Source organism: Corynebacterium glyciniphilum AJ 3170 (genome assembly GCF_007673095.1).
Classification (GTDB): Bacteria; Actinomycetota; Actinomycetes; order Mycobacteriales; family Mycobacteriaceae; genus Corynebacterium.
Map to the genome: position 1 here is coordinate 1 of NZ_VDYZ01000027.1, position 15,648 is coordinate 15,648.

General features: G+C 65.9%; 16 protein-coding genes and 1 pseudogene. 10 read left to right on the forward strand and 7 right to left on the reverse strand.

The genetic code is table 11. The features are described from left to right. Positions 1–176: 176 nt before the first annotated feature. The gene (locus FS507_RS15935; protein ID WP_260853573.1) at positions 177–1,205 is read right to left on the reverse strand and encodes a pseudouridine synthase; all 1,029 of its coding nucleotides are present in this window, start codon (positions 1,203–1,205) and stop codon (positions 177–179) included. Between the two features lie 99 nt (positions 1,206–1,304). Between FS507_RS15935 and FS507_RS18565 the strand changes: the two genes are divergently transcribed. From FS507_RS18565 to FS507_RS15945, 3 genes are all read left to right on the forward strand, one after another. Next, positions 1,305–1,427: a hypothetical protein gene (locus FS507_RS18565; RefSeq protein WP_255372532.1), complete on the forward strand. Its 123-nt coding sequence runs from the start codon at positions 1,305–1,307 to the stop codon at positions 1,425–1,427. Between the two features lie 156 nt (positions 1,428–1,583). Continuing rightward, the gene (locus FS507_RS15940; RefSeq protein WP_145943754.1) at positions 1,584–2,489 is read left to right on the forward strand and encodes a universal stress protein; all 906 of its coding nucleotides are present in this window, start codon (positions 1,584–1,586) and stop codon (positions 2,487–2,489) included. Positions 2,490–2,618: 129 nt separating this feature from the next. Next, positions 2,619–3,305 (forward strand): TetR/AcrR family transcriptional regulator, encoded by a 687-nt coding sequence (locus FS507_RS15945; RefSeq protein WP_145943755.1) that lies wholly within the window; start codon positions 2,619–2,621, stop codon positions 3,303–3,305. 29 nt (positions 3,306–3,334) lie between these two features. Here FS507_RS15945 and FS507_RS18570 read toward each other — a convergent pair whose 3' ends face one another. Beyond that, positions 3,335–3,556, reverse strand: a complete 222-nt coding sequence (locus tag FS507_RS18570; protein ID WP_260853574.1) for a hypothetical protein — start codon at positions 3,554–3,556, stop codon at positions 3,335–3,337. Next, positions 3,486–3,773, reverse strand: a pseudogene (locus FS507_RS19300) (hypothetical protein); the annotation flags it as partial. The gene FS507_RS18570 and the pseudogene FS507_RS19300, both read right to left, overlap by 71 nt. 181 nt (positions 3,774–3,954) lie before the next feature. Between FS507_RS19300 and FS507_RS17735 the strand changes: the two are divergent. From FS507_RS17735 to FS507_RS15960, 3 genes are all read left to right on the forward strand, one after another. Further along, on the forward strand, positions 3,955–4,101 hold the full coding sequence (locus FS507_RS17735; RefSeq protein ID WP_186314733.1) for a hypothetical protein: 147 nt from the start codon (positions 3,955–3,957) through the stop codon (positions 4,099–4,101). A 65-nt stretch (positions 4,102–4,166) separates the two neighbouring features. Beyond that, positions 4,167–5,912 carry an ABC transporter ATP-binding protein gene (locus tag FS507_RS15955; protein ID WP_145943756.1) on the forward strand — a complete coding sequence of 582 codons (1,746 nt, stop codon included), beginning with the start codon at positions 4,167–4,169 and terminating at the stop codon, positions 5,910–5,912. Beyond that, complete coding sequence (locus FS507_RS15960) at positions 5,905–7,680, forward strand: ABC transporter ATP-binding protein (RefSeq protein WP_145943757.1); 1,776 nt, start codon at positions 5,905–5,907, stop codon at positions 7,678–7,680. The genes FS507_RS15955 and FS507_RS15960 overlap by 8 nt, the downstream gene beginning before the upstream one ends. 165 nt (positions 7,681–7,845) lie before the next feature. On the opposite strand, the gene yidC is transcribed toward FS507_RS15960, so the two are convergent. Beyond that, complete coding sequence (gene yidC, locus FS507_RS15965; protein WP_145943758.1) at positions 7,846–9,213, reverse strand: membrane protein insertase YidC; 1,368 nt, start codon at positions 9,211–9,213, stop codon at positions 7,846–7,848. 22 nt (positions 9,214–9,235) lie between these two features. Here yidC and FS507_RS15970 point away from each other — a divergent pair, with 22 nt between their 5' ends. Beyond that, entirely contained in the window at positions 9,236–10,459 is a 1,224-nt protein-coding gene (locus FS507_RS15970; RefSeq protein ID WP_145943759.1) for a sensor histidine kinase, read from the forward strand. Positions 10,460–10,525: 66 nt separating this feature from the next. Beyond that, the gene (locus FS507_RS15975) at positions 10,526–11,161 is read left to right on the forward strand and encodes a response regulator transcription factor (RefSeq protein ID WP_145943765.1); all 636 of its coding nucleotides are present in this window, start codon (positions 10,526–10,528) and stop codon (positions 11,159–11,161) included. A gap of 20 nt (positions 11,162–11,181) precedes the next feature. Here the strand turns inward: FS507_RS15975 and FS507_RS15980 are convergent, their stop codons facing one another. Continuing rightward, the gene (locus FS507_RS15980; RefSeq protein ID WP_145943760.1) at positions 11,182–11,538 is read right to left on the reverse strand and encodes a histone-like nucleoid-structuring protein Lsr2; all 357 of its coding nucleotides are present in this window, start codon (positions 11,536–11,538) and stop codon (positions 11,182–11,184) included. Positions 11,539–11,695: 157 nt separating this feature from the next. Then, positions 11,696–12,304 carry a DUF6474 family protein gene (locus tag FS507_RS15985; protein ID WP_145943761.1) on the reverse strand — a complete coding sequence of 203 codons (609 nt, stop codon included), beginning with the start codon at positions 12,302–12,304 and terminating at the stop codon, positions 11,696–11,698. A 96-nt stretch (positions 12,305–12,400) separates the two neighbouring features. Here FS507_RS15985 and FS507_RS15990 point away from each other — a divergent pair, with 96 nt between their 5' ends. Next, positions 12,401–14,095: a ribonuclease H-like domain-containing protein gene (locus FS507_RS15990; protein ID WP_145943762.1), complete on the forward strand. Its 1,695-nt coding sequence runs from the start codon at positions 12,401–12,403 to the stop codon at positions 14,093–14,095. Then, entirely contained in the window at positions 14,092–14,781 is a 690-nt protein-coding gene (gene msrA, locus FS507_RS15995) for a peptide-methionine (S)-S-oxide reductase MsrA (protein WP_145943763.1), read from the forward strand. Before FS507_RS15990 ends, msrA begins: the two co-directional genes overlap by 4 nt. Before the next feature lie 142 nt (positions 14,782–14,923). Here msrA and FS507_RS16000 read toward each other — a convergent pair whose 3' ends face one another. Beyond that, positions 14,924–15,457 (reverse strand): aminoacyl-tRNA deacylase, encoded by a 534-nt coding sequence (locus FS507_RS16000; protein ID WP_145943764.1) that lies wholly within the window; start codon positions 15,455–15,457, stop codon positions 14,924–14,926. Positions 15,458–15,648: the final 191 nt, after the last annotated feature.

A 15,648-nucleotide genomic window follows, 5' to 3' on the forward strand; every position in this document is an offset into this window, starting at 1 on the left:
GACGCCGCCGGCATCAAGTGTGTGGGGAGGCCCCGGTAGCCAGTTTTCTGGTTGCCGGGGCCTCCTCTTTTTTTGTGTGCGTGTGTGGGTGTGTGCCGCTTGGCCCGCGCCGCCCGGCGGACACCGCCCGACGGACACCGCCCGACGGACGGGGGTGCGGGGTTGTGGTGGTGGTTTTAGAGGTTGTGGGGGGTGTAGGTGCTGTGGAAGGTGTGGTGTTCACCGGTGAACGGATCCAAAAACGACAGTGCAACCGCGGTCAGTCCCATGGGGTGGTTGAAGTCCTCGTCGGCGACTGACGGCACGAACGGCATCTTCCCGTCGACGTCCCACAGGGCGGTATCGCTTAGTTCGCCGTACAACGGATCAGAGACTATCGGTGTACCGAACAGTCTCATGTTGACCCGCAATTGGTGTGTTCTGCCACTGTGCGGTTCCAGCGTCCACACAATCCTGGGAACAGAACGCACCGCGCCCTGGACCGTTTCGCCGCCGTCGGTGCCCACCAAACGAATACCGGTTACTCTTGTCTCCGCATTCGGTTCATCGTCTGTCAGATAGGTAGCCATCCGGCCGCGGAGTTTGACCATATGGTGGCGGAGGACCCACGGGCGCTCAGGCGACGGAACAGGGTGCATACCCGCGTCGGTCCCAGAACCGAACGCGCCAGCTGGGACCGGCAGTAGAACCGTGTCCTCCCGGCTATCTACGTCTGGAGCGAGCAGTTCGCCCCATCCAGCCGGTACGGGTGTCACCGCTTCGTACGTCTTACGCACACCGCGGCTCTCGAAGAGACGTTGGTACGCGCCTCGGACGTCCTGCTTCACCGTGAACAGAAGCACCCCCCGTGTGAGTCGGTCGAGCCGGTGCGCGGGTGACAGGGAGTCGATACCGAACTGTCGGCGTGCACGGACAACGGCTGTCTCGGTGATGTGCTGCCCCCGTGGCAGGGTGGACATGAACGGTGGTTTGTCGACGACCAACAGTCGTTCATCACGGTATATCTCGCGAAGCGTCCCAGGTACCGGGCGCTCGGGGGCAGGCCGTCGGTAGAACCAGATGAATACACCTGCCGGAACAACGTCCTCGGGAGCGAGAGCTCGTCCGTCGTCGAGGCGGACCGCCCCGGCGTTGAAACGTCGGAGCACAGCGGTGACATCGTCCGTCGGGTCATGGTGTTGCTGGGTGGCGATCAGGTGCTGCACCACCTCCAGCGCTGGTGCTTCCGAATCGACCCGGACGCGTGACGGATTGAGCCCGTCGACTATTGGGAGGGGTGGATTTCGCAGGCTAAGCTCCTGTCCATGGATATTTCACAGATCGTCGATTTTCTTCAGACCACCATCGGCCAGGCCGTTCTCGGCGCCGTGGAGTTCGTCTATGAACTCCTCTTCCCGAGCAACGCTCCGGGGGCGCCGAAACCCTGAGCGGACATGCACGGCGCCGGTTAAGTATACCCACCCCCGTCCAGACCACCCGGGGTGGTGTGGGCTACCCCTGAATGGGAGGTTTTCTGCAGTGAATCTCCCCCCGGGGGATAATGGACGGTAGATGGAAGCCACCGACCTGAAAGGGGTTCCGAGATGTCGGACGCCAAGGCCACCAATGAAATCGTCGTCGCTGTTGACGGCTCTGACGCGGGTTCCGCAGCCGTCGCATGGGCTGCAAACGCTGCGACCAAGCGTAATGCGCCGCTGAAGCTCGTCACGGCGTACACCATGCCGCAGTTCATGTACGCAGACGGCATGATCCCTCCCCAGGAGCTCTACGACCAGCTCGAAGAGGAGGCGATGGCGAAGATCAACGAAGCGCGCGAGCTGGTACGCAGCTTCGACGAGAACATCGAGGTCAGCTACTACATCGCTGAGTCCACCCCGATCGATCTTCTGCTGCAGCTGTCCGAGGAAGCCGACATCGTCGTCATGGGCTCCCGCGGCCTCGGCGGACTCTCGGGGCTCGTGCTGGGCTCGGTCTCGTCGGCGGTCGTCTCCCATGCGTCGAGCCCGGTGGTCGTCGTCCGTAAGGACAATGACGTCACCGTAAACAACAAGTACGGCCCTGTCGTCGTCGGTGTGGACGGGTCGGACGTCTCCCGTAAGGCTCTCGAGTACGCGTTCCGTGAGGCGGACGCCCGTGGCGCGACGCTGCGAGCTGTCCACAGCTGGGCGGACGCTCAGGTCCAGACCAGTCTCGTCGGCCTCGCTGCGGTGCAGAGTCAGCTGGACGCGATGTCCGCACAGGAGCGGAAGATCCTGCAGGATGAACTTGCTCCGATGCGGGAGAAGTACCCGGACGTCAAGGTCGAGGAGGTCGTCGACCGCGACCGGCCGATCCAGGTCCTCAAGGACAACGCCGATGACGCCCAGTTGCTGGTCCTCGGCTCCCACGGCCGCGGAGGCTTCCGTGGCATGCTTCTCGGTTCCACGTCACGGGCCCTGCTGCAGTACGCACCGTGCCCGATGATGGTCGTGCGTCCGACGTCGAAGTAAGCGCGCGTCGGCATGAGCCTGTGCCGCTGCCGACAGCGTGTCGGCAGCGGCACAGGCTTGTGTAAAATACGGCAGGAACGGCGGGTATATCCCGTCGACAGAACTACCCCGCACATATGGAGGGACGACATGGCCGGCTCCGGTTCCACGACGACCGACGGCAGTGACGCGTCCCCGTCCAAGGCGAAGAAGCCGAAGGCGGCGAAGGGGCCCTCCGCCTCACGTCGTCGTAATCGTCCGGGGCCGCGCCAGCGACTGCTGGCGAGCGCCACCCACCTCTTCACGACCGAAGGTATCCGCGTTATCGGTATCGACCGGATCCTCCGGGACGCGGACGTGGCGAAGGCGAGTCTCTACTCGTTGTTCGGCTCCAAAGACAATCTCGTGGTGTCCTACCTCGAGGAACTGGACAAGGACTGGCGGGAACGCTGGGAGAAGATGTGCGAGGACCGCCCGAAGCCCGAGGATCGTATCCTTGCGTTCTTCGACATGTGTATCACCGAGCAGCCGGGGGAGAACTTCCGCGGTTCACACTTCCAGAATGCGGCCAGTGAGTACCCGCGGCCGGACACGGACAGTGAACACCGCATCCGTGCCGCCGCACTTGAACACCGCCGTTGGTGTCGGGACACCATGGCGGACCTGCTCACCGAGAAGTTCGGTTACGCCTCCCGTACGCTCGCCGACCAGCTGATGGTCTTCCTCGACGGTGGTATCGCCGGAGCGAAGATGAACCGGACGGTCACTCCGCTCGAAACAGCGCGGGAGCTCGCCAAGCAGCTGCTGTACACCGCGCCGATGATGTACTCGATCTGAATGAGGTTCCGATCGGCCCGGGGGCGTCCCTAGTCGAGTTTCTCGATCGTCGGGGTAATGCGGTCCAGGAACCATCGCAGCGAATGTGGTCCGGCGGTGTTGAGGGCGTAGGCGTCCTGGGGCGTCGGCGTAGTAGACGGCGCCGTTCTTGACTGCGGGTAGTTGTTGGAATGCCTGGTTGGAGTCGAGTGCCTTGCGGTCAGCCTCCGCCTGCGGGTACACGGCGAGAAGATCGCCGGTGAGCTGGTCACTGTCCTCCACCGACAACGCGGACTTGGTCTGGGAGTCATCCTGGCTGTCGGACGGTGACAGCCCAAAGAGCTGGAAGACTGAGCCGTTCCCGGAGAAGAAGCCCAGTTTCTCGGTGTACCCGGTGAAGTTGTAGGTCTTCTCTGCCGCCACGTCTCCGCCGGCGTTTTCGTACTCGCCCTTGACGTCGCTGATGATCTCCTCGGCTTTGTCATCCATGCCCACCGCCTCGGCCGTGGTGCGCAGTGAAGCTTCCCAGCCGACGTTGGTGTCTGAGGATTCCGGGATGATGCGTCACCGAACTGCTAGGGCGCCCCTATGAGCAGATCAGACTCGGTGTTCGCCACACACTCTCGACGTTGACGTCCCTAGCATTGACGAGCATGCCGCGGAGAACGACGTGTTGTCGCTCACGGTCTGGGGCTCGGGTTACCGTACCGATGAGGAGCTGGCGACGGCCTTCGCGGGTGCCGGAGTCACGGTCGCCGGCACAGAGAAGTTCGGCTGGGACCGGACGATCTACACCTTGACTGCCGCAGGCCGGTAGCGAGCTACGTTATTGTCGTCCGGCGGCTCGGGCATACTGGACATGTTGACCTGAAAGGACCATGCATGCCACCGCCTAAACGTGCCGCTCCGGGGACCGCGCCCGCTACCGACGGTGAAGCTCTCCGCAGCCACTTTTTCGGCATCCGGTGGCCGCTGCTCTTTCAGACACCGGATGCACCCCCGGCGCACGCTGTGATCCCCTACGGCCCGGAAACCTCACCTGCCCGGTTCACCTGGAGGATCATTCTCGGGGCGAAGAAATTCACCGTTCCTGCGGCCGTTCTCCTGGGAATCAGCCAGGTCGCTGGTGCGCTGCTTCCTGTCGCAGCCGGGACCACCGTCGACCGGGCCATCGCCACCCAGGACACCGTCCAACTGATCCTGTGGTGCCTCGTCGTCATCGCAGCTGTGCTGGTGAGCTCCCTGGCTACCCGTTTCGGTTCACGATGCGGCCAGTACGGCATGCAGATGGTCCAGCACCGCCTGCGGATGACCGTCACCGAACGGTTGCTGCATCCCGCAGGCATGAAGGACCGGCAGCTCGGAGGTGCTGATCTCTCCATCGCAACCGGGGACGTCTTCCGCGTGGCGTTTACGATGCAGCTCGGTGTCTACCCGGTCGGCGAGTTGGTCGCCATTGTCGCCGGTGGCGTCATCCTGCTCTCCATCGCCTGGCCCCTGGGCCTGGCCGTCCTGGTCGGTGCTCCGCTGATGCTCTGGGTGATGACGTTGGCAGGCGGCCCGATGCAACGCCGCAGCAAGGAACAACAGGCCCGCGTCGCAGCAGCCACCGGTCAGGCGTCTGACCTGATCACCGGCTACCGCACCATTAAAGGACTCCGGGCCGAAGAGATCTCCACCACCCGGTACAACCGCGTCAGCCAGGAAGCACTGCAGGGGGCGCTGACCGTACAGAATTCGCGTGGCCTCTACTACGGTTCCATGAACGTGGTGTCCGGTGTGTTCATCGCCGGCCTCACCGTCGCTGCGACTGCCCTGGCGATCAACGGTGCACTGAGCATCGGCGACCTTATCGCTGTCATCGGTGTCACCCAGTTCATGATGAACCCGCTGACCAACCTGCCACGTTCCATCGGATCGATCTGGGCGTCCGGCGTCGCCTCCGCCGGACGAGTGCTTGACCTGCTGAATACTCCCTACGCCGATGATCGCAGCGATCCGGGGAGCGCGCTCGACGGTACACGGTTGAATGAAGAACCCCTGGGTATACAGACCCCGGGCTTCCGCGCGGCTCCGGGCGAACTGCTCGGCATCCGTGCTGACGGCGCCGGGGCACGCGACCTCGTGGACACCCTCGCCAGTGGGGCACACGGCGTCACCCTGGTCTCTGGTGCACGCACCGTCCCGGCAGAGACCCTCCCCGTCGACACCTACCGTGGGTACGTCCTCGCCTCACCGCACAACGCCGACATCTTCGACGGCACCATCGCCGACAACATCGCCCCGACCGCGGCGGAAGGTACGAGCGACCGCGCTCTGTACGCGGCATCCTGCACCGATATCGTGGACAGTCTGCCGGCGGGGTTGGACACCCGCGTCGGTGAATCCGGCACCCGCCTGTCCGGTGGACAACGCCAGCGCATCGCCCTGGCCCGGGCCCTCGCCGTGGACGCACCGGTCCTCGTGCTGCACGACCCCACGACCGCCGTCGACGCGATCACCGAACACACCATCGCCACCCGGATCGCCACCGTCCGGGACGGCCGGACGACCGTGATCGTCACCGGGTCGGCCACCCTGCTTGCCGCCTGCGACAGGATCGTCGACATGGAGGTGGCCCATGACTAGTACCAGCAGTACCGACACCACCGACATCGGGGACCGTCTGCCCACCGCCACCGGACGACGCACCGCTGCTGTCCTGTGGGACGCCCTCCGCGGACGTCGCATCGTCCTGGTCCTCGCCGCAGTCTTCGCAGGTGTCGCCGCGGCCCTCGAACTCATCGCCCCGGCGACACTCGGCCGAGTCGTCGACGACGTCACCAACGACAGCACCTCTCCGCTATGGAACTACGCCCTGCTCATCATCGTCTCCGTCGTCGGGGGAGGGGCACTGCAGATCCTCGGTGTCCTTCTGGCCGCCCGCAGTTTCGAACGGATCCTGGCAGGCCTGCGGGAACGGTTGGTGGCCACCGCCCTCCGCCTTCCCCAGCAGCGGGTGGAGCGGTCCGGCACCGGCGACCTGATCAGCCGCGCCAGTGACGACGTCGCCCAGGTGTCCCAGGCGCTCCAGCAGGTCGTCCCGGTCCTGTCGTCCACGATCTTCACCCTGCTGCTCACCATCGCCGGGATGAGTGCCCTGGACTGGCGGTTCGGCATCGTGCTCGTGGTGATGCTGCCGGTGTACTGGCTGACCCTGCGGTGGTACATGCGGATCGCCCCGCCGATGTACGCCGCCCAACGTCTCGCCTTCGGGACCCGGGCCCACCACCTCCTCTCCTCGCTGCGCGGGTTGGACACCGTTACAGCGTTCCGCATGTCGGACTCGCACAACCGTCGCATCGGTCGGGCCTCCTGGGCCGTCGCAGGATGGGCACTCCGGGCCCGCACCGTGGTCACCATGTTCAACTGGCGCATCGACGTGGCCTTCGCGGTTGCCGTCAGTGCTGTCCTGGTGCTCGGATTCCACCTTGTCGGTGCCGGGGCAGTGACCGTCGGTGCGGCAACCACCGCCGTCCTGTTCTTCCTGCGGCTGCAAGGACCGATCCGGTCCCTGATGAGCGTGATCGACACCCTCCAGCTGGCTACCGCGTCACTGGCCAGGATCGTCGGAGTGACGGACGTCGACATCAGTGGCACCAGTGGCACCAGTGGCATCAGTGACGAGGTGGACCATGAGGGTGCGCGAACAACCAGCACTGCACTGGACAGCGCAGGCCTCGACCATGTCACCTTCGCCTACGCCGAGGGGCCGGACGTCCTGGAAGACGTCACCCTGACCATCGCGCCGGGAGAACACCTGGCCGTGGTCGGCACCTCTGGCGCGGGGAAGACGACCGTCGCCGCGCTTCTCGCCGGCATCCACACACCTGATGCCGGGACGGTCACGGCGCCGGACGACACCACGCTGATCAGCCAGGAGACCCATATCTTCGCTGCAACGCTGCGTGAGAATCTCGTACTCGCCGCACCCGGGGCCGATGACGAGCAGATCCGTCAGGCCGTCACCGCCACCGGTGCAGAGGACCTGCTCGACCAGATGCCACAGGGGCTGGACACCGACCTCGGGCCCCGTGGCATGCCGGTGACCGCAGCCCAGTCCCAGCACATTGCGCTGGTCCGGCTACTGCTCGCTGATCCTGCGTTGGCGATCCTCGACGAGGCCACCGCCGAAGCCGGTTCCGCCCACGCCCACCTGCTTGACCACGCCGCTGCCGCCGCGCTCGCAGGACGCACCGGCGTGGTCATCGCCCACCGACTGTCCCAGGCTGCGTCCTGCGACCGGATCCTGGTCATGGAAGCCGGACAGGTCATCGAGGACGGCACCCACAAGGAGCTGCTCTCCGCCGGTGGGCAGTACTCCCGCCTGTGGGCGGCCCAGAACCACGGCACCTGAGAGTCATCTGCGCCGAAGTGACACGTGTCTCTGTCGCGTCCGTCCCCGGTATCGGAGGCCGCCTATCCGGAATGTGCAGTGCACCGGGGTTATGTCGGTCCGGGTCCCTCGGCACCGACATAACCCTGGCGTCCCCGATGTAGGGGCCCATCCCTGCATGCGCTGTCACCGGTTGAGTCGGTGACGCCCCCGGTAGGGGCTGATGCCGTCATCCTCGTCAGGCTCGGGCAGGCGGTGTCTGCCTCCGCGGGGTGCGGAATGTGCGGTGGCGTCGGCAGCCTCGGTCTTATCTGGCTCACCGGCATCGCTGCCGGGCGCGGGCGGCGCTACCTCGGCCGCCTCGACCACCTCGGCAGACTCGGAAGACTCGGCCGCCTTCGCCGCCTTCTTTTCGGCGATGGCCTGCCGCTGCAGGGCCCGCTGACGTGCCCGACGCTCGGCACGCTCAAGCTTCTCGCGCTTGACGAGCCGGTCCGTCGCCTCCCGGTCAGCAGCTTCCTCCGCGGTCAGCCGGTCGCGTTCCTCCGCTGCTTCTGCGCGGACGGAGTCCAGTGAGGACCGGTGCAATGTCGCATCCAGTTCCTTGATACGGGTGGACCGTGCACGGGAGCGTTCGGTAAAGGCCTTCTCCGCCTCCCGGATCTCCTTCCTGCGCTGTTTACGGGCAGCTCCGACCTCGGCACGGTGCCGGCGGAACTCCTCGGAGTAGGGGACCTGCCGGTCGAGCACCAGGTGCAGCCCGATGTTCTGCGTCATCGTCCACAGGTTGTTCATCACCCAGTAGCACATGATGGCGGCCGGAGCCGGCCCCGCCAGCCCGAAGACGATCGGGACGAGGATCGCGACCGGCGCCATGAAGAACAGAAGCTTGAACATCGCACGGGAGGTGCCGTTGTTCTCGTCCAGGGTCAGCCAGTTCCGGTAGATGGAGTACGCCATGTTCAGCGTGGTGAACACCGCAGCGGTGATACAGAGTGGCACGGCGAACGTGAAGACCTCACCACCGGTGGTACCGAGGAAGGCGAACTGCTCATCGGACATCGTCGAGTAGGCGGCGAGGGGGATCCCGAGAATGTCGGCCTCGAGGAAGTGCGAGACGTCCGTACCACTCAGTGCCCCGATGCCGGGGTGGGACGCCGCCTCCAGGTCGGTGGGCCGGGCGACCTGGAGCAGGATCCGGTAGAGACCGATGAAGAAGGGGATCTGGATCAGCGCCGGAAGGCAACCGTCCCGCAGCCGGTAGCCGTTGGAGAGCTGCAGCTCACGCCGTTTCTTCATCAGCTCCTTGCGCTCGGGCTGACTCAGACGGTCCTTGTACTCCTCGTCCAGGGCGGAGAGCGCCGGTCGCAGATTCACCAGGATGCGGGTCGACCGGTAGGCACGGTAGGCGAACGGGACGAGGATCAACCTGACAGTGAGCACCAGCAGAGCGATGGACGCCGTCCATGCCGTCGCGTCTGCAACCCCCATGGCGGTCAACGCCATGTGCCACAGCTTCATCACTGCGGATACCGGGTACTCGATGAACTCCACGTGTCGAGGATACTGTGTTCCCATGGACAAGGAAGTGGCGGTGCGCGATTCAGTACTGATGCGGGGTGGTATCGCCGCACTCGTCGGACTGCTGTTGGCGGTCACGGTCTGGTCAGCCGCTGGGCGGGAGGACGGGTCGCCGACCCTTGTGGCCCTCACGGCAGTGCCGTTCGCCCTGGTGGCGGCGACAGGGTTGTCACGGCCCGTTTCGGCGGCGCTTCCACGCCGGGTGACCTGGTTGACGGTTCTGAGCGCGCTGTGGATCATGCTGGCGGTACAGGAGGCTACGGCAGCGTATCTGGCGATCGCCCTGTTCGCCCTCTACCTGTACCTGCTGCCGACGTGGTGGGGTGTGATGGCGACGGGGGTGGTGACCGTGATCGCCGCCGGTCTGTCCGTGGCAGTGGCGGGGCCGTCCACGGGGGCGGTGCTGGGCCCGGTGCTGTCGGGTCTGGTGGCGATGGTGATCGGGGTGACGGTGGAGGGGCTGTATGTGGTCAGTGAAGACCGCCGTCGGCTCATCGACGAACTGGTACGGACCCGCAGCCTTCTCGCCGAGTCGGAGCGGCAGGCGGGCGTGGTGGAGGAACGTGAGCGTCTGGCGCATGAGATCCACGACACGGTGGCGCAGGGCCTGTCGAGTATCCAGATGCTGTTGCACGCCGCAGAACGGGACGTGCGGCAGAGCGTCACGGAGGGCGAGCCTCCGGTGGAACGGGTGCTCCAGGCACGGGACGTCGCGGCGGGCAGCCTCCGGGAGACACGGGCGATGATCGCGGCGCTACAGCCGTCGGACCTGGACGGCGGATCGTTGGTCGACGCTCTGGGGCGTCTGGCGGAGTCGGTGTCGGGGGACGGACTCACGGTGAGTGTGGAGAGCGGGGACGGCGCAGTCGAACTGCCGATCGCGGTGGAAGCGGTGCTTCTGCGGGTCGCCCAGTCGGCGGCGGCGAACGTCCGGCAGCATGCGGGCGCGTCGCGTGCCCTGATCACGCTGTCGACGAACCCGGAGGCCGTTCGACTCGACATCGTGGACGACGGTTCGGGGTTCGACGTGGCTGCGGTGAGCGCGACGCTGGCGGAGCGTGCGGAGGAAGGGCATATCGGGCTGGCCACGATGCGACGCCGGGTGGAGGAACTGGGCGGCACATTGGTCGTGGAGAGTGCGGTCGGGTCCGGCACGGCGATTGCGGTGGAGGTTCCGCTTGCCCACGAGGCACCCCGGACCGTTACACCGGGATTGTAGAATGGACGAAAAGTGATGCGGGAATGTGACACGACCGGAGTCGGAGGAGGCCGCGGAATGGACGGAATGATCCGTGTCCTGCTGGCGGACGATCACGAGATCGTGAGAATGGGGTTACGTGCCGTGCTGGAGAGTGCGGCGGACATCAGTATCGTCGGTGAAGTTGATACCGCCGACGGAGCCGTGAAAACGGTGGCTGATATTCCGGTGGATGTCGTTCTCATGGACCTGCGGTTCGGCGCGGGGACGGCTGGGCGGGAGACGGAAACCGGTGCGCAGGCGACGGCGAGGATCCGGGAACTTCCCGCCCCACCCAATGTGCTGGTCGTCACGAATTATGACACCGACGTCGAGATCCTCGGCGCCGTCGAAGCCGGGGCGGTGGGTTATCTGCTGAAAGATTCACCACCGGCTGAATTAATCAGCGCGGTGCGTTCCGCGGCGCAGGGGGCGACTGCATTGTCAGGGGCAGTGGCGCATCGTCTACGGCACCGGGAGAAAGACCCTGCGACGTCATTGTCCGCACGGGAACTCGAGGTTCTCCAGGCGGTGTCGCAGGGGAAATCGAACCGTGACATCGGCTCGGAGCTTTTTCTTTCCGAGGCGACGGTGAAATCCCACCTCGCCCATGTCTACGACAAGTTGGGCGTGCGGTCACGTACCTCCGCGGTCGCCGCCGCACGCCAGGCGGGAATGCTGTGACGGCTGGCGCGGTGGCTGTTTCAGCGGTCGGACGGGTTGGCCGACTCGTAGGCGTCGATGACCTCGCGGGCGATCTGGCCGCGGCTGGAGACAGAGAGGCCGTTGTCGCGGGCCCACTCGCGGATACGGCGGTTACGGCCTGAATCGGACTTTCCGGCGTTGCTGGAAGGACGGCCGCGACCACGGGTACGGGTGACCTTCGTTCCGGCGGTGATGTAGGGCTCGATGGTGTCCGCGAACTTCTGTGCGTTCTCCTCGGACAGGTCCAGGACGTACGTCGACCCCTTGTAGCTGAATTCCACCACGTTGACCTCATCCGCGGTGAGCGACGTGTTGTCGAGGTCGTCGAAGAACTGGGTGACTTCTCTGCGTGCCATGGTTTCCTTTGCTTCCTTCTGGACGATTACACTTTTTGGCAGTGAAATTGTGGCACTCTTACATGCCGTTATCCGGAAGTGTAGCGGAGATGCTGACTAATTGTCACCCTCTGTATTCATGGCGGGGTATATACCGACTATTCGCTTATGGGAAAGCTCAGACCTTTTCGGCGAACTGCCGGTCGAGCAGGTCCAACTCTGTGGAAACGCTGGACGTGAGGTTACTGGTCTGTGAGTCCGACATTCCGGACGCATTGTCGAGGGAATTCTCCAACTCGTCGAGCCTGGCGTTGGCGTCCTTGGCGAAACCGGAGGGCACGTTTCCGCGCTCGATCCGGGTGCGCAGGTCGGCGATCCGGGCACGCTGAGGCGCACCGACACCGACGAAATTGGAGAACTCGGCGGTGGTGCCACGCCCGGTGCTTCCCTGTGACAACTGGGTGAATGCCCGGTAGACCAACGGAATGGCGACCGGCAGCAGTACCCGGAGAGCCCCGGTGTAACGCAGCACCGTCTTGGCGTTGAACCGTCCCGCCTTGATCTGCTCGACAGTGGCCTCGGCGAGTTTCGCGTCATGCTTACGCTGGCTCTTGAGGTCGCGGCTCTCCTGCTTACGGACCTTGCGGGCCATCTTCTGCAGGTAGGCCTCTTTCTTCCTGTCCAGCTTGGCCGTCTCGCGTGCCTCGGTCCGGGCCTGGACCTTCGCTGCTTTGTAGCTCGCCCGTTTCTCGTGGCGTCGCCGTCGTGCCGAGCTGAGAATTCCCATGATCGATATGCTCCCGTACCTGTCGTCGTGCGGCTATTGTCGGCCGCGTTCCCGGCCGTTTTCTCCGTGCCAGTCTACTCAATAGTATGTGGGCGTATGTGGGAGCATGAGGGCCGCGAGGTTACTGACGCGGTGGAAGACCCGGCGCCGGTCACCCCGGCGGACCTGACCGGCTGCCGGCACCGCCGGGTGCTCGACCGTGCCCTGTCTTCGGGGCGGGTCTCCGCGGAGCTGACACCCGGGACGGTGATCGACCGCGCCGTCGGCCGGTGCCGCGCCCGGTGGCGACGCGAGGCGGTCGCCGCGGCGCTGCCCCGGCGTCCCCGTTTCGGTGAGCGTCTCGTCCCGACCCGAGCCGATGTGACGGACGACGGTACCGCTGAGGAACAGACGCTCGAGGCGCTTGCCGCCGGAACCAGGCTCATCGTCGGTGGCCGTCTGGCGGACGGGGCTCTGGCCTGCGACATCGATCTGCTGGTCCGCACCGACAGTGGTGCAGGCCCGGCGACGGACATGACCTACATGCCCGTCACGGTGACCGGCCATACGGTGGCTGCGAGAACGACCACGCGGAGTACCGGTGTACGCGTGGTGGACGTCGCGGCGTTGGGGCTGGCCCGTCCCCTGCCGGTGGGGTTGAAGCACCGCAGCACGCCGGTGGACTCGCAGAAGGTCGCCGTGGCGCACGTGCTGCTGGAGGTCCTCGGCCTCGGCTCCGGTGACGTCGGGTTCATCGGTGCCGACCTGACGCAGTGTCTCGTCATTCCTGCGGAGCGCGTGGTTCCGGGCCTGGTCCGCGCGTTGGAGGCTCCGGTGCCGGACGAGCCGACGCGGGTGAGGGAGTGCGGTACGTGCGAGTTCCACAACCACTGCCGCGCCCGGCTGCTGAAGACCGGGGACCTCAGTCTGATGCTGCCGGGGGACCGGGCCGCGCGGTGGCGCGAGCGGGGTATCGAGACCCTCGCCGAACTGGCGACGGCGGACGGCGGGGAGACGTCGGCGCTGGCGACCGCGTGGCTGGCCGGGGTGGGGTACCTGCGGCGGCCGCTGCGCCGGTGGATCGTGCGGACCGACCTGTGGTGCGGGCATTCTTTCCGTATGCCTGAGCGACTGGTCGACGGGGAGGCACCGATGGCGGACGAGCTCGCCGACGCCGTCGAGATCGACGTGGACATGGAGGCCCACCCCGACCGCGGAACGTTCCTGTGGGGGACGTTCGACGGGTCGGTCTACCGTTCCTTCACCGACTTCGGGACGACCGGGGACGACGGACGCCACGTGGCGTCCTTCTGGACCTGGCTGTCGGCACGACGGGCCGCCGCCGCCCGCGAGGGACGGGTCTGCCGCGTGTACTGCTATTCCCAACAGGGCGAGAACCACTGGCTACGCCACTACGCAGGACGTTACGGCGGAACCACCTACCTCCTCGCCGACGGCCGTGAAGCGGTCATGCCGTCCCTGGAAGATGTCAACGAGTTCCTGGCGTCGGACCACTGGGTGGACGTGTTCGACCTGGTACGTACAGCTGTCGCGGCGAACTCCTCGCTGGGGCTCAAGGCCACCGCGCCCCTGGCCGGATTCACCTTCAGCCAGGAAGACGTTGACGGGCGGGTCGCCGTGGACCTGTTCGAGGTGGCTGTCGGCGGGGACGGTGCTGCGGCGTCCGCGGCCCAGCGGACCCTGGAGAGATACAACGCCGACGACTGTTTCGCCACCGCCGCCGTCCGGAACTGGCTGCGTCGGGGTGCGCCGGGAATCCCTGCGCTGTCTCAGCCGTTGGAAGGGGTATGAGCTTCCTTGACCGTATCCTCGCCATGAACGCAGCACAGTCGGGCGGACCGTTCCGCGCAGACCGGCCGACCGCAGACACCGCCTTGTCCGGCGGACGCCACCCCGTGTTGGAGAACCCCCGTCCCCACACGGTTCTCGGCACCCCGGTCACCGGGCCGTGGAAGGACGGACAGGAACACGTGGTGCTCGGCCTGGGGTGCTTCTGGGGAGCGGAGAAGTTGTTCTGGCAGTTGGACGGGGTGGAGTCCACCTCGGTGGGATATGCCGGGGGCTACACCCCCAACCCCACCTACCGCGAGGTCTGCACCGGGCGCACGGGGCACTCCGAGGTCGTCGACGTGGTGTTCGACCCGGAGCGTGTCGACCTGCGCACGGTGATCCGGACCGGGCTGGAGAACCATGACCCGACGCAGGGAGACCGTCAGGGTAACGACGTCGGCTCCCAGTACCGGTCAGTGATCTACGCGACCACCCCGGAGCAGCGCGACATCGCCGCCGCCGAGGTGGAGGCCTACGGGAAGAAGCTGGCTGAGGCGGGCTACGGCGACATCACCACGGAGGTGTCGCTGCTGTCGGAGACCCCGGCAGGGGAGTACTACCTGGCTGAGGACGAGCATCAGCAGTACCTGGACAAGAACCCGGGAGGCTACTGCCCGGTCCATGCCACCGGGGTGACCTGCGGCTAGGTGATCCGGCGAACCGGCCGGCCGAAGTGTTACCACTGTGAAGTGGTAACACTTTTTGTGACCTGGGGTTTTGCTGTCCGCCATGCCGCACAGGTGGTAACACTTCCGATTGCCGGCGGGGGCGGTGGAGGTGCCGTGGGCGTCAGTCGCGGCCGACGGCAGCGGACTCCGCCCCGAGGACGGTCATGAGATCCCCGGGTGTGATCTCGATGTCGAGCCCCCGGCGTCCCCCGGAGACGAAGATCGTGGGGAATTCCCGGACGCTCGCGTCGATCACGGTGGGCAGGGGCTTCTTCTGACCGAACGGGCTGATCCCGCCGACGACGTAGCCGGTGGAACGCTCGGCGGCGGACGGGTCGGCCATCGTGGCCTTCTTCGCTCCGAAAGCGGTGGCGACCGCTTTCAGGTCGAGGGTCATCGTCACAGGCACAACCGTCACTGCGAGAGCTCCTGACCGTGGGCCGCCGTCCAGGCTGACCAGAAGAGTCTTGCAGATGTGACCGGGGTCGACAGGCCCGAGAGCGTCGCCGAGTGCGGCGGCGGCCTCCCCGCCGAAGTCCGTGACACCGGGGGTATGGGTGAAGGTGTGGACGGTGAACGGCACCCCGGCCGCCTCCAGTGCGAGAGTGGCACGAGTGCTGCCGTTCCTGCTCCTGGTGTTCTTCTTCCTGCTCACATGCGACACCCTACCTGCACAAGAAAACCCCGCCCCAGAACAGGGGCGGGGTCGGCCGGGGCAGTCCCCGGTGACGGATCAGGTCTCGATCCGGGCTGCGGACGAGGCCTCAGGAGACCTCAGGAGTCTCAGTTCTTGGCGGCGGCGTAGCGCTCGGCGACGTCGTCCCAGTTGAACACGTTCCACACGGC

Excerpts from the sequence above, each read along its gene's own strand:
- FS507_RS15945 (WP_145943755.1), top strand. The coding sequence starts at position 2,619 with ATGGCCGGCTCCGGTTCCACGACGACCGACGGCAGTGACGCGTCCCCG.
- FS507_RS15970 (WP_145943759.1), top strand. The coding sequence starts at position 9,236 with ATGGACAAGGAAGTGGCGGTGCGCGATTCAGTACTGATGCGGGGTGGT.
- FS507_RS15975 (WP_145943765.1), top strand. The coding sequence starts at position 10,526 with ATGATCCGTGTCCTGCTGGCGGACGATCACGAGATCGTGAGAATGGGG.
- FS507_RS15940 (WP_145943754.1), top strand. The coding sequence starts at position 1,584 with ATGTCGGACGCCAAGGCCACCAATGAAATCGTCGTCGCTGTTGACGGC.
- FS507_RS15955 (WP_145943756.1), top strand. The coding sequence starts at position 4,167 with ATGCCACCGCCTAAACGTGCCGCTCCGGGGACCGCGCCCGCTACCGAC.
- FS507_RS15980 (WP_145943760.1), bottom strand. The coding sequence starts at position 11,538 with ATGGCACGCAGAGAAGTCACCCAGTTCTTCGACGACCTCGACAACACG.
- msrA (WP_145943763.1), top strand. The coding sequence starts at position 14,092 with ATGAGCTTCCTTGACCGTATCCTCGCCATGAACGCAGCACAGTCGGGC.
- FS507_RS15990 (WP_145943762.1), top strand. The coding sequence starts at position 12,401 with ATGTGGGAGCATGAGGGCCGCGAGGTTACTGACGCGGTGGAAGACCCG.
- FS507_RS15985 (WP_145943761.1), bottom strand. The coding sequence starts at position 12,304 with ATGGGAATTCTCAGCTCGGCACGACGGCGACGCCACGAGAAACGGGCG.
- FS507_RS15960 (WP_145943757.1), top strand. The coding sequence starts at position 5,905 with ATGACTAGTACCAGCAGTACCGACACCACCGACATCGGGGACCGTCTG.
- FS507_RS18565 (WP_255372532.1), top strand. The coding sequence starts at position 1,305 with ATGGATATTTCACAGATCGTCGATTTTCTTCAGACCACCATCGGCCAG.